Below are 14198 nucleotides of genomic sequence, written 5' to 3'. Positions count from 1 at the left end.
GTACCCAGCCGCGCTACGAGGAGCCCGAGCTCCCCTCCGGCCAGTACGACAACCAGTACGAGGGGTACGGCCGCCACCGCGCCGACGACTCCCGCCCGCCCCGCGCCGAGCAGCGCCCGGGAACGCAGGGCGACCACGCGCCCCGCCCCGACCAGCTCCCGACCGCGCGTCCCGCCTACCCCTCGGAGTACCAGCGCCCCGAGCCCGGCGCCTGGCCGCGGCCGGCCCAGGACGACTACGGCTGGCAGCAACAGCGGCTCGGCTTCCCCGAACGCGACCCGTACGCGTCGCCGTCGCAGGAGCCCTATCCCCAGGAGCCGTACAAGCAGGAGTCCTACCAGCAGGAGTCGTACCAGCAGGACTCCTACGGCCCTCCGTCGCAGGACTACCGGCCGCAGCCGATGGAGCGCTCCTCCTACGACGGTCCGCGCTCCGACTACGACCAGCGGCCGGAGTACGACAAGCGGCCCGACTACGACAAGCCGCGGTCCGACTACGACCAGCGCGACACCCGCCGGGACCTGCCCGACCCCCCGCCCGGCTCCGGGCACGTGCACCGCGGCGGCCCGGTCGGCTCCAACCTGCCCACCACCGGCGCCCCCGGCCCGCTGGCCGCGCAACCCGCGCCGGCGACCGGCCCCGGTGAGCCCACCGCGCGCCTCAACCCCAAGTACCTCTTCGACACGTTCGTCATCGGCGCCTCCAACCGCTTCGCCCACGCGGCCGCGGTGGCGGTCGCCGAGGCGCCGGCCAAGGCCTACAACCCCCTCTTCATCTACGGGGAGTCCGGGCTCGGCAAGACGCACCTGCTGCACGCGATCGGGCACTACGCGCGCAGCCTGTATCCCGGCACGCGCGTGCGGTACGTGAGCTCGGAGGAGTTCACCAACGAGTTCATCAACTCCATCCGCGACGGCAAGGGCGACAGCTTCCGCAAGCGCTACCGCGAGATGGACATCCTGCTCGTCGACGACATCCAGTTCCTCGCGGACAAGGAGTCGACGCAGGAGGAGTTCTTCCACACCTTCAACACCCTCCACAACGCGAACAAGCAGATCGTGCTGTCCTCCGACCGGCCGCCCAAGCAGCTGGTGACGCTGGAGGACCGGCTGCGGAACCGTTTCGAGTGGGGTCTGATCACCGACGTCCAGCCGCCCGAGCTGGAGACCCGGATCGCGATCCTGCGCAAGAAGGCGGTGCAGGAGCAGCTCAACGCACCGCCGGAGGTGCTGGAGTTCATCGCCTCCCGGATCTCGCGCAACATCCGCGAGCTGGAGGGCGCGCTGATCCGGGTGACGGCGTTCGCCTCGCTCAACCGGCAGCCGGTGGACCTGGGCCTGACGGAGATCGTGCTCAAGGACCTGATCCCGGGCGGCGAGGACTCGGCCCCCGAGATCACCTCGACGGCCATCATGAGCGCCACGGCGGACTACTTCGGCCTGACCGTCGAGGACCTGTGCGGCACCTCGCGCGGCCGCGCGCTCGTCACCGCCCGCCAGATCGCCATGTACCTCTGCCGCGAGCTGACGGACCTCTCGCTGCCGAAGATCGGCGCGCTGTTCGGCGGCCGCGACCACACGACCGTGATGCACGCGGACCGCAAGATCCGCAATCTGATGGCCGAGCGGCGCTCCATCTACAACCAGGTGACCGAGCTGACGAACCGCATCAAGAACGGCTGAGAGCACCGGAGTCACGGTGTCCAGGGCGCCCTGGGGACGAGGTCCCGGGGCGCCCTTCGTCATTCCCCGGGTCACGACGCCGTTGCCCGGTGTTCGATTCCCCGCCGGGTTACGGCCTCCCTCCACAGATCCGGTGACTTTTTCCCGTCCACATGCTGGGGACTGCGAAGTTGTCCAGATCGCGATCCACAGGCTCCCGGTCGAAAAGCCATCAGGCCAGGTCAGGTGGTTGTGGATTCGTGGACGAACGATCTCCACAGACTGTGGACAGCGAGAAGGTCCACAGGCTGTGCACCGAGTTGTCCACGGACCGCCCACAGGTCAGGGCCGGTTGTCCCCAGCGATCAGCCGCTTCTCCACATGCCTGTCCACTGTTCGGCAACACGACGCGCCTGATCACCGAGGCGAGTGAAAGGCGTCACACGAAGGTGCCGGGTTGGGCTGTGGGAAACGGGGGTAAAGCTGGGGACGGCGCTGGGGAGAAGTCGCCTCAGGCTGTGCACGGAGTGTGCAGAACTTTCTGTTCTCCACAGAGAGGCCCAGTTGTCCACCGGTGTCGCCCACAGGGCCCGTGGACAAAATTCCCGCTCTGAGCTGGGGAAACAGGGTTATCCACGGTATCCACAGCCCCTACTACTACTCCCAACTAGAGAGAGCTGGGAATCCGTTTCGAAGGGGGCCCTGTGCACAACTCGCTGTCCGGCGCCCGACTGCCCCTCGTCACGACTTGACCCCGAGAGGCACCTACTGTCAGTGGGGTGCGTCAGACTGTTCCCCGGTGTCCTTCCCGTCACACGGGCCGACGACGCCGAGACAGACGACGAAGCCAGGCAGGCCGAGCAGCGCCGGCAACAGCAGGAGGCGGCAACAGTGAAGATCCGGGTGGAACGCGACGTACTCGCGGAGGCAGTGGCCTGGGCGGCGCGCAGCCTCCCGGCCCGTCCGCCGGCGCCTGTCCTCGCCGGCCTTCTCCTGAAGGCCGAGGAAGGCCAGCTCAGCCTGTCCAGCTTCGACTACGAGGTCTCCGCGCGGGTGTCCGTCGAGGCCGAGGTCGAGGAGGAGGGCACGGTCCTCGTCTCCGGCCGCCTGCTCGCCGACATCTGCCGTGCCCTGCCCAACCGGCCGGTGGAGATTTCCACAGACGGTGTACGGGCGACGGTGGTCTGCGGTTCCTCGCGGTTCACACTCCACACCCTGCCTGTGGAGGAGTACCCGGCGCTGCCGCAGATGCCGAGCGCCACCGGCACCGTCCCCGGTGAGGTCTTCGCATCCGCCGCCGCCCAGGTGGCCATCGCCGCGGGCCGCGACGACACGCTCCCCGTGCTGACCGGTGTGCGCATCGAGATCGAGGGCGACACCGTCACCCTGGCGTCCACCGACCGCTACCGCTTCGCGGTCCGTGAGTTCCTGTGGAAGCCGGAGAACCCCGAGGCGTCCGCGGTGGCCCTGGTGCCCGCCAAGACGCTCCTGGACACCGCCAAGGCGCTCACGAGCGGCGACAGCGTGATCCTGGCGCTGTCCGGTTCCGGCGCGGGCGAGGGTCTGATCGGTTTCGAGGGCGCGGGCCGCCGTACGACCACGCGTCTGCTCGAGGGCGACCTGCCGAAGTACCGCACGCTGTTCCCGACGGAGTTCAACTCCGTCGCCGTGATCGAGACCGCCCCCTTCGTGGAGGCCGTCAAGCGCGTGGCCCTCGTCGCCGAGCGCAACACCCCGGTGCGGCTCAGCTTCGAGCAGGGCGTGCTGATCCTGGAGGCCGGCTCCAGCGACGACGCACAGGCTGTGGAAAGGGTGGACGCCCAGCTGGAGGGCGACGACATCTCGATCGCCTTCAACCCGACCTTCCTGCTGGACGGCCTGAGCGCGATCGACTCCCCGGTGGCCCAGCTGTCGTTCACGACGTCCACCAAGCCCGCGCTGCTGAGCGGCAAGCCGGCCCTGGACGCCGAGGCGGACGAGGCCTACAAGTACCTGATCATGCCGGTGCGGCTGAGCGGCTGAGTCAAAGCCCCAGGTGAGGGCATACGTTTGAGCGCGTATGCCCACAGGTGTGCGTGAGCGTCCGGGTTTAGGCTCGTACGTGGGTACGAAGGTGCCACTCACGCCACAGCAACCTAAGGAACACTTGATGGAGCTCGGTCTCGTCGGCCTCGGCAAGATGGGCGGCAACATGCGCGAGCGGATCCGCCGCGCAGGCCACACCGTGATCGGATACGACCGCAACCCGGACCTCGCCGATGTCCACAGCCTCAAGGAGCTTGTGGACGCGTTGCAGGGTCCGCGGGTCGTGTGGGTGATGGTCCCGGCCGGTGCGCCGACCCAGGCGACCATCGACGAGCTGGCCGAGCTCCTGGAGCCCGGTGACGTCGTGGTGGACGGCGGCAACTCCCGCTGGACGGACGACGAGAAGCACGCCGCGGAGCTGGCCGCCAAGGGCATCGGCTTCGTCGACTGCGGCGTCTCCGGCGGTGTGTGGGGCCTGGAGAACGGCTACGCGCTGATGTACGGCGGCGACGCGGAGAACGTCGCCAAGGTGCAGCCGGTCTTCGACGCCCTCAAGCCCGAGGGCGACGCGGGCTCGGTGCACGCCGGGAAGGTCGGCGCGGGCCACTTTGCGAAGATGGTCCACAACGGCATCGAGTACGCGATGATGCAGGCCTATGCCGAGGGCTGGGAGCTCCTGGAGAAGGTCGACTCGGTGACCGACGTCCGGGAGGTCTTCCGCTCCTGGCAGGAGGGCACGGTCATCCGTTCCTGGCTGCTCGACCTCGCGGTCAACGCCCTCGACGAGGACGAGCACCTGGACAAGCTGCGCGGCTTCGCACAGGACTCCGGCGAGGGCCGGTGGACCGTGGAGGCCGCCATCGACCACGCGGTGCCGCTGCCGGCGATCACCGCGTCCCTGTTCGCGCGGTTCTCGTCCCGCCAGGACGACTCACCGCAGATGAAGATGATCGCGGCGCTGCGCAACCAGTTCGGCGGCCACGCGGTCGAGACGAAGTAGTCCACAGGGCTGTTCGAACAGTCCACAAGCTGGGGGAGGTCGGCGACCGACCATGCACGTCACGCATCTGTCGCTGGCCGACTTCCGCTCGTACGCCCGGGTCGAAGTGCCGCTCGACCCGGGCGTCACCGCGTTCGTGGGCCCCAACGGGCAGGGCAAGACGAACCTGGTCGAGGCGATCGGCTACCTCGCCACCCTCGGCAGTCACCGGGTCGCCTCCGACGCCCCCCTGGTCCGTATGGGCGCCGACCGCGCGATCGTCCGGGCGCAGGTCAGACAGGGCGAGCGGCAGCAGCTGGTCGAGCTGGAACTGAATCCCGGCAAGGCGAACCGGGCCCGTATCAACAGGTCCTCGCAGGTCAGGCCCCGTGACGTGCTGGGGATCGTACGGACCGTGCTGTTCGCGCCGGAGGACCTCGCCCTGGTGAAGGGCGACCCGGGCGAGCGGCGCCGCTTCCTGGACGAGCTGATCACCGCCCGCTCCCCGCGCATGGCCGGTGTCCGTTCCGACTACGAGCGCGTCCTCAAGCAGCGCAACACCCTGCTGAAGTCGGCGGCCCTCGCGAGGCGGCACGGCGGCCGCTCGATGGACCTGTCCACCCTCGACGTGTGGGACCAGCACCTCGCGCGCGTGGGCGCCGAGTTGCTCGCCCAGCGGCTCGATCTGATCGCCGCGCTCCAGCCGCTGGCCGACAAGGCGTACGAGCAGCTGGCTCCTGGCGGCGGCCCGGTCGCGCTGGAGTACAAGCCGTCCGCGCCGGGCGAGGCACACACGCGTGAAGCCCTCTACGAGCAGTTGACGGCGGCCCTCGCCGAGGCGCGCAAGCAGGAGATCGAGCGGGGCGTGACCCTCGTGGGGCCGCATCGGGACGATCTGCTGCTCAAGCTCGGTCCGCTGCCCGCCAAGGGATACGCCTCGCACGGAGAGTCCTGGTCGTACGCGCTGGCGCTGCGCCTCGCGTCGTACGACCTGCTCAGGGCCGAGGGGAACGAACCGGTGCTGATCCTGGACGACGTGTTCGCCGAGCTGGACACCCGGCGCCGTGAGCGCCTGGCCGAGCTGGTCGCGCCCGGTGAGCAGGTCCTGGTGACGGCGGCGGTCGACGACGACGTGCCGCACGTGCTGTCGGGGACGCGGTACGCCGTGGCCGAGGGGACGGTGGAGCGCGTATGACCGACGAACGACCTCCCGCGGAGAACTCCGGGACCCCCGGGCCCGCCGCCGAACCCTCCGGTGTCGACCTCGCGCGCGTGGCGCTCAGGGCCGCCAAGGAACAGGCACGCGCGCGTGGGGACGCGGCGCAGCAGAAGCGGCAGGCGCGCCGGGGCGGGGGCCTGCGCTCCGGGGCGCACGCCGACGGGCGCGACCCCATGGCCTTCGGTGCCGCCATCAACCGCCTGATCACCGAGCGGGGGTGGGAGGCGCCGGCCGCCGTGGGCGGGGTCATGGGGCGCTGGCCGCAGATCGTCGGCGAGAAGCTCGCCGACCACTGCACGCCCCAGAGGTACGACGAGGACGAGCGCGTCCTGATCGTGCAGTGCGAGTCGCCGGTCTGGGCGACCGAGGTGCGCCGCCTCGCCCCGAGCCTGGTCGCCCGCCTCAACGAGGACCTGGGCCATGGCACGGTCCGGCAGATCAGGGTCCTCGGGCCCGGCGGCCCGGCCCGCAACTACGGCCCCCTGAGGGCCCCGGGCAGCAGCAGGCCCGGCGATACCTACAGGTGACTTACGTCACGTAACCCGGGCCGGACCGGTGCCGTCGGGGCACTGCACGCGGTTGCGAATTCCGACCTGACTGCCAAGTAGCCAAGGGTAGACAGCCCGAAGCGCTGAGTGCCGCTGTGAGCCTCTTGGAGCCCCGCTCCGTATATGGGGACCCGGAAGACGCCGGTTCAGGGCGGCACATGCGGACTCAGGTACCGGCAAACCCCCATCACTGTCGGCGCTACCGGTAGACTGGAAGCCAATCCCGCCCCGAACGTGGGGACCGCCCGGGAGAAGCTGAGCAACGCTGATCAAGGCTTACCAACGCAACATGCCGCAGCCGCTCCGGCAACCCGCCGACGAGCCCGGCTCGTGCTGTGCCAGAAAGGGCGCTTCGTGGCCGATTCCGGCAACCCCAACGAGAACATTCCGTCCACCGACGCCGAGGCGACCTCGTCGAACGGCGAGGTAACCGCCTCGTACGACGCCAGCGCCATCACCGTCCTCGAGGGTCTGGACGCGGTCCGCAAGCGACCGGGCATGTACATCGGCTCGACCGGCGAGCGCGGCCTGCACCACCTGGTGCAGGAAGTCGTCGACAACTCCGTCGACGAGGCACTGGCCGGGTACGCGGACACCATCGACGTGACGATCCTCGCCGACGGCGGCGTGCGCGTGGTCGACAACGGCCGCGGTATCCCGGTGGGCATCGTCCCCTCCGAGGGCAAGCCGGCCGTCGAGGTCGTGCTGACCGTGCTGCACGCGGGCGGCAAGTTCGGTGGCGGCGGCTACGCGGTCTCCGGCGGTCTGCACGGCGTGGGCGTCTCCGTGGTGAACGCCCTGTCGACCAAGGTCGCCGTCGAGATCAAGACCGACGGCTACCGCTGGACGCAGGACTACAAGCTGGGCGTGCCGACGGCCCCGCTGGCCCAGCACGAGGCCACGGACGAGCACGGCACCACGGTCACCTTCTGGGCCGACCCGGACATCTTCGAGACCACGGAGTACTCCTTCGAGACGCTCTCGCGGCGCTTCCAGGAGATGGCGTTCCTCAACAAGGGTCTGCGGATCAACCTCACCGACGAGCGCGAGTCGGCGAAGGCCACCGCCGGCGCGGACGAGGCGGGCGAGGACGAGAAGCACGAGGTCAAGAGCGTCTCGTACCACTACGAGGGCGGCATCGTCGACTTCGTTAAGTACCTCAACTCCCGCAAGGGAGAGGTCGTGCACCCCACGGTGATCGACCTGGAGGCCGAGGACAAGGACAAGAACCTCTCCCTCGAACTCGCGATGCAGTGGAACGGCGGTTACAGCGAGGGCGTGTACTCCTTCGCCAACATCATCCACACGCACGAGGGCGGCACGCACGAAGAGGGCTTCCGCTCGGCCCTCACCTCGCTGATCAACAAGTACGCGCGCGACAAGAAGCTGCTGCGCGAGAAGGACGACAACCTCACGGGTGACGACATCCGCGAGGGTCTGACCGCGATCATCTCGGTGAAGCTGAGCGAGCCGCAGTTCGAGGGCCAGACCAAGACCAAGCTGGGCAACACCGAGGTGAAGACCTTCGTCCAGCGGGTCGTCTACGAGCACCTCACGGACTGGCTGGACCGCAACCCGGTCGAGGCCGCGGACATCATCCGCAAGTCGATCCAGGCGGCCACCGCGCGCGTGGCGGCCCGCAAGGCCCGCGACCTGACCCGCCGCAAGGGCCTCCTGGAGACCGCGTCCCTGCCGGGCAAGCTCTCCGACTGCCAGTCGAACGACCCCACCAAGTGCGAGATCTTCATCGTCGAGGGTGACTCCGCCGGCGGCTCGGCCAAGTCCGGCCGCAACCCCGAGTACCAGGCGATCCTCCCGATCCGCGGCAAGATCCTGAACGTCGAGAAGGCGCGGATCGACAAGATCCTTCAGAACCAGGAGATCCAGGCGCTGATCTCGGCCTTCGGCACCGGGGTCCACGAGGACTTCGACATCGAGAAGCTGCGCTATCACAAGATCATCCTGATGGCGGACGCCGACGTCGACGGCCAGCACATCTCCACCCTCCTGCTGACCTTCCTGTTCCGCTTCATGCGGCCGCTGGTCGAGGCCGGGCACGTGTACCTCTCCCGCCCCCCGCTGTACAAGATCAAGTGGGGCCGGGACGACATCGAGTACGCCTACTCCGACCGCGAGCGCGACGCGCTGATCGAGATGGGCCGCCAGCGCGGCAAGCGCATCCGCGAGGACTCCATCCAGCGCTTCAAGGGCCTCGGCGAGATGAACGCCGAGGAGCTGCGCGTGACCACCATGGACCAGGAGCACCGCGTCCTCGGCCAGGTCACCCTCGACGACGCCGCCCAGGCCGACGACCTGTTCTCCGTCCTGATGGGCGAGGACGTCGAGGCCCGACGCCAGTTCATCCAGCGCAACGCCAAGGACGTCCGCTTCCTCGACATCTGAGTCGGTCTCAGCCTGACCGCACCAGGAAGGATCTTCACCAGCAATGGCCGACGAGAACACTCCCGTCACCCCTGAAGAGGGCGGCGAAGTCGCGATGCGTGTCGAGCCCGTCGGGCTCGAGACGGAGATGCAGCGCTCGTACCTGGACTACGCGATGTCCGTCATCGTGTCCCGCGCGCTGCCGGACGTCCGGGACGGTCTCAAGCCCGTCCACCGGCGCGTCCTGTACGCCATGTACGACGGCGGCTACCGCCCCGAGCGCGGCTTCTACAAGTGCGCGCGCGTGGTCGGCGACGTCATGGGCAACTACCACCCGCACGGCGACTCCTCGATCTACGACGCCCTGGTGCGCCTCGCCCAGCCGTGGTCGATGCGGATGCCGCTGGTGGACTCCAACGGCAACTTCGGCTCCCCGGGCAACGACCCGGCGGCCGCCATGCGGTACACCGAGTGCAAGATGGCGCCGCTGTCGATGGAGATGGTCCGCGACATCGACGAGGAGACCGTCGACTTCACGGACAACTACGACGGCCGCTCCCAGGAGCCGACCGTCCTGCCGGCCCGCTTCCCGAACCTGCTGATCAACGGCTCCGCCGGCATCGCGGTCGGCATGGCGACCAACATCCCGCCGCACAACCTGCGCGAGGTCGCGGCCGGCGCCCAGTGGTACCTGGAGAACCCGGAGGCCTCCCACGAGGAGCTCCTGGACGCCCTCATGGAGCGCATCAAGGGCCCCGACTTCCCGACCGGCGCCCTCGTCGTCGGCCGCAAGGGCATCGAGGAGGCGTACCGCACCGGCCGTGGCTCGATCACCATGCGCGCGGTCGTCGAGGTCGAGGAGATCCAGAACCGTCAGTGCCTGGTGGTCACGGAGCTGCCGTACCAGACCAACCCCGACAACCTCGCGCAGAAGATCGCCGACCTGGTGAAGGACGGCAAGGTCGGCGGCATCGCGGACGTCCGGGACGAGACGTCGTCGCGCACGGGTCAGCGGCTCGTGATCGTCCTGAAGCGTGACGCGGTCGCCAAGGTCGTCCTGAACAACCTCTACAAGCACACGGACCTCCAGACGAACTTCGGCGCCAACATGCTGGCGCTCGTCGACGGCGTCCCGCGCACGCTGTCCCTGGACGCGTTCATCCGGCACTGGGTGGCGCACCAGATCGAGGTCATCGTCCGCCGTACGAAGTTCCGGCTGCGCAAGGCCGAGGAGCGGGCGCACATCCTGCGCGGTCTGCTCAAGGCCCTGGACGCCATCGACGAGGTCATCGCGCTGATCCGGCGCAGCGACACCGTCGAGATCGCGCGCGCGGGCCTGATGGAGCTCCTGGAGATCGACGAGATCCAGGCCAACGCCATCCTCGAGATGCAGCTGCGCCGGCTCGCCGCCCTGGAGCGCCAGAAGATCATCCAGGAGCACGACGAACTCCAGGCGAAGATCACCGAGTACAACGAGATCCTCGCCTCGCCGGTCCGCCAGCGCGGCATCGTCAGCGCCGAACTCGCCGCGATCGTCGAGAAGTACGGCGACGACCGCAAGACCATGCTGGTGCCCTACGACGGTGACATGTCCATCGAGGACCTCATCGCCGAGGAGGACATCGTCGTCACGGTCACGCGCGGCGGTTACGTCAAGCGCACCAAGACCGTCGACTACCGCGCCCAGAAGCGCGGCGGCAAGGGCGTACGGGGCACGAAGCTCAAGGAAGACGACATCGTCGACCACTTCTTCGTCTCCACCACGCACCACTGGCTGCTGTTCTTCACCAACAAGGGCCGCGTCTACCGCGCCAAGGCCTACGAGTTGCCGGACGCCGGCCGTGACGCGCGCGGTCAGCACGTCGCCAACCTGCTGGCCTTCCAGCCGGACGAGGCGATCGCCGAGATCCTCGCGATCCGCGACTACGACGCGGCGCCCTACCTGGTGCTCGCCACGAAGGCGGGTCTGGTCAAGAAGACATCACTGAAGGATTACGACTCTCCGCGCTCCGGTGGTGTCATCGCCATCAATCTGCGGGAGCGCGAGGACGGTTCCGACGACGAACTGATCGGTGCCGAACTCGTGTCGGCCGACAGTGATCTGCTTCTGATCAGCAAGAAGGCGCAGTCGATCAGGTTCACCGCCTCGGACGACACCCTGCGTCCCATGGGCCGCGCCACCTCGGGCGTCAAGGGCATGAGCTTCCGCGAGGGCGACGAGTTGCTCTCGATGAATGTTGTTCGACCCGGTACGTTCGTGTTCACTGCTACGGACGGCGGGTACGCGAAGCGGACCGCCGTCGACGAGTACCGCGTCCAGGGTCGCGGCGGCCTCGGCATCAAGGCTGCCAAGATCGTGGAGGACCGCGGATCACTCGTCGGGGCGCTGGTGGTCGAGGAGACCGACGAGATCCTCGCCATCACCCTGTCCGGCGGTGTGATTCGTACGCGAGTCAGCGGAGTCAGGGAGACGGGCCGTGACACCATGGGCGTCCAACTGATCAACCTGGGCAAGCGCGATGCCGTGGTCGGCATCGCACGTAACGCCGAGGCGGGACGTGAGGCGGAGGAGGTCGACGGCGATGTGGCCGACGACGAGACCGCCGAGGGTGCCGCCGAGACCATCGGCACGGACGAGGGTGAGTCGCCCTCGGCCGAGTAGCACGAGGAGTGAGTCATCGTGAGCGGAGCCACGGGCGCCGGATCGACCGGAACCTCTAGGGGGTCCTCCCCCGGCACGGAGGCGGACGGCGGCGGCCGTGGCTCTGCCGCGCGTGCGACGGACCCACGGACCACGGACGCGCGGGCGGTCGATGCGCGGGCGGCGGAACCGCACCCGACAGATACGCACACGACTCAACTCAAGGCGATCAAGCCGCCTGCGACGGAGTCGCGCTCGCCCGAGACTCATGGATCCCAGGGGGGACCTGTGACGGACACCCAGCCGCCGGCCCAGCCGACGGTGCCCGGGGCACCGCCGAAGGCAGGGGCCCAGCCCCAGCCCTCACCTTCTCCGCTGCCGGGGGAACGGCAGCCGCAGCAGCAGGCCGGGCCCTACCACCCGCCGCAGGCCTACCCGACCCAGGCCGCACCGGCCGGTGCCGTACGCCGCCCGCGCACCGGTGCGCGCACCATGCCCCGGACCCGCAAGGCACGGCTGCGGGTGGCCAAGGCGGACCCGTGGTCGGTCATGAAGGTCAGCTTCCTGCTCTCCATCGCGCTCGGCATCTGCACCATCGTCGCGGCCGCCGTGCTGTGGATGGTCATGGACGCGATGGGCGTCTTCTCGACGGTCGGCGGGACCATCTCCGAGGCGACCGGCTCGAACGAGTCGAACGGCTTCGACCTCCAGGCGTTCCTCTCCCTGCCGAACGTCCTGATGTTCACGACGATCATCGCGGTCATCGACGTCGTCCTCGCGACGGCGCTCGCGACCCTCGGCGCGTTCATCTACAACCTCTCCGCGGGCTTCGTCGGCGGCGTCGAGCTGACGCTGGCCGAGGACGAGTAACGCTGCCGCGAAACCGCGTGGGCGGTCCCCGGGGAACCGATTTTGGGACTGCCCACGTCGTGCGCTAATCTTCAGGAGTCAGCGCGCGGGACACACTCCGCAGAGCGCGGCGGGGCTATAGCTCAGTTGGTTAGAGCGCATCCCTGATAAGGATGAGGCCACAGGTTCAAATCCTGTTAGCCCCACCAGCACGAAGACCCCCAGTCGATATGACTGGGGGTTTTTGTCATCCACGAGCGACATCGGTCCTCGGTGCCGTGTCGGTCGGTCTTCCTTCAGCGCTGCCCTGGGACAGCGGTGGGCCGAGGCTCTCGGCTGGGGGCTGGACTTCGCCAGGACCGGGGAGAGCAAGAAAGTCAAAAGTCGGCTGCATCTCGACGGGTCATGGCCGACCCCGGAGGCAACGAGTTCTGCGTCCTGGGCCGACTGCGTCAGTGAGAAACCGTGAGGGGCACGGGGGGCCGGCGGGCACGGGTGGCGCGTCCCTCGTGTGCGGTGCCCTCCGGAGCACGTCCTCGCGGTGTGGTGCTCGGCTCTGCGGTGCGGTGTGCGACGTCGTCACTTCTTCAGCGCTTCTTCGGTACGTCTTTACTACGGCTACGGCTACGGCTACGGCTACGGCTGTGGCTGCCGCTGTGGGTCCGGCTGTGTTTGTACCTGCGGTTGTGGTGCGTCCTGCGTGCGTCTTCGGTACGTCGGTGGTGCGTCTGCGGTGTTCCGCGGGTGGTGCCGTGGCGTCAGGCGCAACCCGGGCCGGCGGGGCCGGCCGCTCCAGCCGGTTCTGCTGTGTCCTTCGGGTTCGTGCCCTGGTCCGTGTCCGGGGCCGCGGCCGTGTCCGTGTCGCCGAGGGAGCGGGGGCGGCAGCTGGGAGTCTTGCCGTGGGCCTCGGCCCGGATCCGCTGCTTCATCGTGGGCGGCAGCGACCTCACGTAGGACCAGAGACCGTGGGACACCGCCGGGGGCTCCGGGTGAGCGGTGGCGCTGTTGCGGGCCGGCTGGGTCTGCGGTACGGCAGCGGCGGCGGTCGTCGTGATGAGTCCGAGCGCCGTGAACAGCGCGAGGACGGCGGTGATGACGGCGGTCCACAGCTTCATGACCTTGTTCCGGGCCATGGTCCCTCACTTTCGGGTTGGGCGATTTGCGTACTTTCCTCATGATGTGTATGGGCGTCGCGAAAGCACGGACCTGAGCCTGTGGCGCGTCGATCTTCAGATGAACACCACACGGATGGACGCATGAAGGGCGAAAAAGTGGAGAAACGGGGCGACGGAGCCTGACGGGATCGCCTGCGAAGGCGGTGATCACCCATGTGATCACCCTCTGATCGGAGGTCCCTGCTCCGCTTCTATCGGGGTGATCCCGACGGGAGTTGAGGGCCCGGACACAGGTCACCGATCGGTATCGACCGGTGTGTATAGTCGGGCGCCAGAGGTCCCCTACGTCAAGGAAAGACGAGGTCGCGCGGTGAAGAAGCTTCTCCTGGTCGCACTGGCCGCCATCGGCGGGCTCCTCGTGTACCGCCAGATCCAGGCGGATCGCGCCGAGCAGGATCTGTGGACGGAGGCGACTGACTCCGTGCCCACGGGTTCGTGAGTACCGAGATCCGATTCTGAACAGACCCCGGCCGTTGTTGCGGTCGGGGTTTTGTGTTGCCCGAGGTCCGGACCAGTGGTGTCGGTATCAGGGTTTCGGACGGTCGTACGGATTCCCGGGTGGTCGGCGGCCCGGCGGGGCAGGATGGGCCACGGCCGCCCGGCCTGCCTGGCGGCCGTCGCGACCGTGGCAGTGGCAGTGGCAGCGGCAGCGGTCGACGGTCATCGGAGGACGGTCGTAGGGGCGCGGAGGGGTGGCGCGGGATGGGGCGGCGTACGGC

General features: G+C 68.7%; 11 protein-coding genes and 1 tRNA gene. 11 read left to right on the top strand and 1 reads right to left on the bottom strand.

The annotated features are described in order from the left end of the window. From dnaA to AOJ26_RS45200, 10 genes are all read left to right on the top strand, one after another. Positions 1–1682, top strand: a 1682-nt coding sequence (gene dnaA / locus AOJ26_RS10435) for a chromosomal replication initiator protein DnaA (RefSeq protein ID WP_053847950.1), incomplete at its 5' end; no start/stop codon positions are given. Between the two features lie 870 nt (positions 1683–2552). Next, positions 2553–3683 (top strand): DNA polymerase III subunit beta, encoded by a 1131-nt coding sequence (gene dnaN / locus AOJ26_RS10430; protein WP_053847949.1) that lies wholly within the window; start codon positions 2553–2555, stop codon positions 3681–3683. Between the two features lie 127 nt (positions 3684–3810). Next, positions 3811–4686: a phosphogluconate dehydrogenase (NAD(+)-dependent, decarboxylating) gene (gene gnd / locus AOJ26_RS10425; protein WP_053847948.1), complete on the top strand. Its 876-nt coding sequence runs from the start codon at positions 3811–3813 to the stop codon at positions 4684–4686. 52 nt (positions 4687–4738) lie between these two features. Beyond that, positions 4739–5860 (top strand): DNA replication/repair protein RecF, encoded by a 1122-nt coding sequence (recF, locus tag AOJ26_RS10420; RefSeq protein ID WP_053847947.1) that lies wholly within the window; start codon positions 4739–4741, stop codon positions 5858–5860. Beyond that, on the top strand, positions 5857–6411 hold the full coding sequence (locus AOJ26_RS10415) for a DUF721 domain-containing protein (RefSeq protein ID WP_053847946.1): 555 nt from the start codon (positions 5857–5859) through the stop codon (positions 6409–6411). Before recF ends, AOJ26_RS10415 begins: the two co-directional genes overlap by 4 nt. A 375-nt stretch (positions 6412–6786) precedes the next feature. Further along, positions 6787–8835: a DNA topoisomerase (ATP-hydrolyzing) subunit B gene (gene gyrB, locus AOJ26_RS10410; RefSeq protein ID WP_179200363.1), complete on the top strand. Its 2049-nt coding sequence runs from the start codon at positions 6787–6789 to the stop codon at positions 8833–8835. A gap of 43 nt (positions 8836–8878) precedes the next feature. After that, positions 8879–11476 (top strand): DNA gyrase subunit A, encoded by a 2598-nt coding sequence (gene gyrA / locus AOJ26_RS10405; protein WP_053847944.1) that lies wholly within the window; start codon positions 8879–8881, stop codon positions 11474–11476. 18 nt (positions 11477–11494) lie between these two features. After that, positions 11495–12325 (top strand): DUF3566 domain-containing protein, encoded by an 831-nt coding sequence (locus tag AOJ26_RS10400; protein WP_078959831.1) that lies wholly within the window; start codon positions 11495–11497, stop codon positions 12323–12325. A 111-nt stretch (positions 12326–12436) separates the two neighbouring features. Continuing rightward, positions 12437–12513, top strand: a tRNA-Ile gene (locus AOJ26_RS10395). Between the two features lie 64 nt (positions 12514–12577). Beyond that, positions 12578–12763: a VOC family protein gene (locus AOJ26_RS45200; protein WP_373413199.1), complete on the top strand. Its 186-nt coding sequence runs from the start codon at positions 12578–12580 to the stop codon at positions 12761–12763. Between the two features lie 299 nt (positions 12764–13062). Here AOJ26_RS45200 and AOJ26_RS10390 read toward each other — a convergent pair whose 3' ends face one another. Then, positions 13063–13437: a DUF6344 domain-containing protein gene (locus tag AOJ26_RS10390; protein WP_053847942.1), complete on the bottom strand. Its 375-nt coding sequence runs from the start codon at positions 13435–13437 to the stop codon at positions 13063–13065. Between the two features lie 352 nt (positions 13438–13789). Here AOJ26_RS10390 and AOJ26_RS44315 point away from each other — a divergent pair, with 352 nt between their 5' ends. Continuing rightward, entirely contained in the window at positions 13790–13918 is a 129-nt protein-coding gene (locus AOJ26_RS44315; RefSeq protein WP_003999697.1) for a DLW-39 family protein, read from the top strand. The last annotated feature ends 280 nt before the right edge of the window (positions 13919–14198 follow it).

It is taken from the genome of Streptomyces sp. NRRL B-24085, from assembly GCF_001282115.1.
Lineage (GTDB): Bacteria > Actinomycetota > Actinomycetes > Streptomycetales > Streptomycetaceae > Streptomyces.
This window is presented reverse-complemented; position numbering and strand designations above follow the sequence as displayed.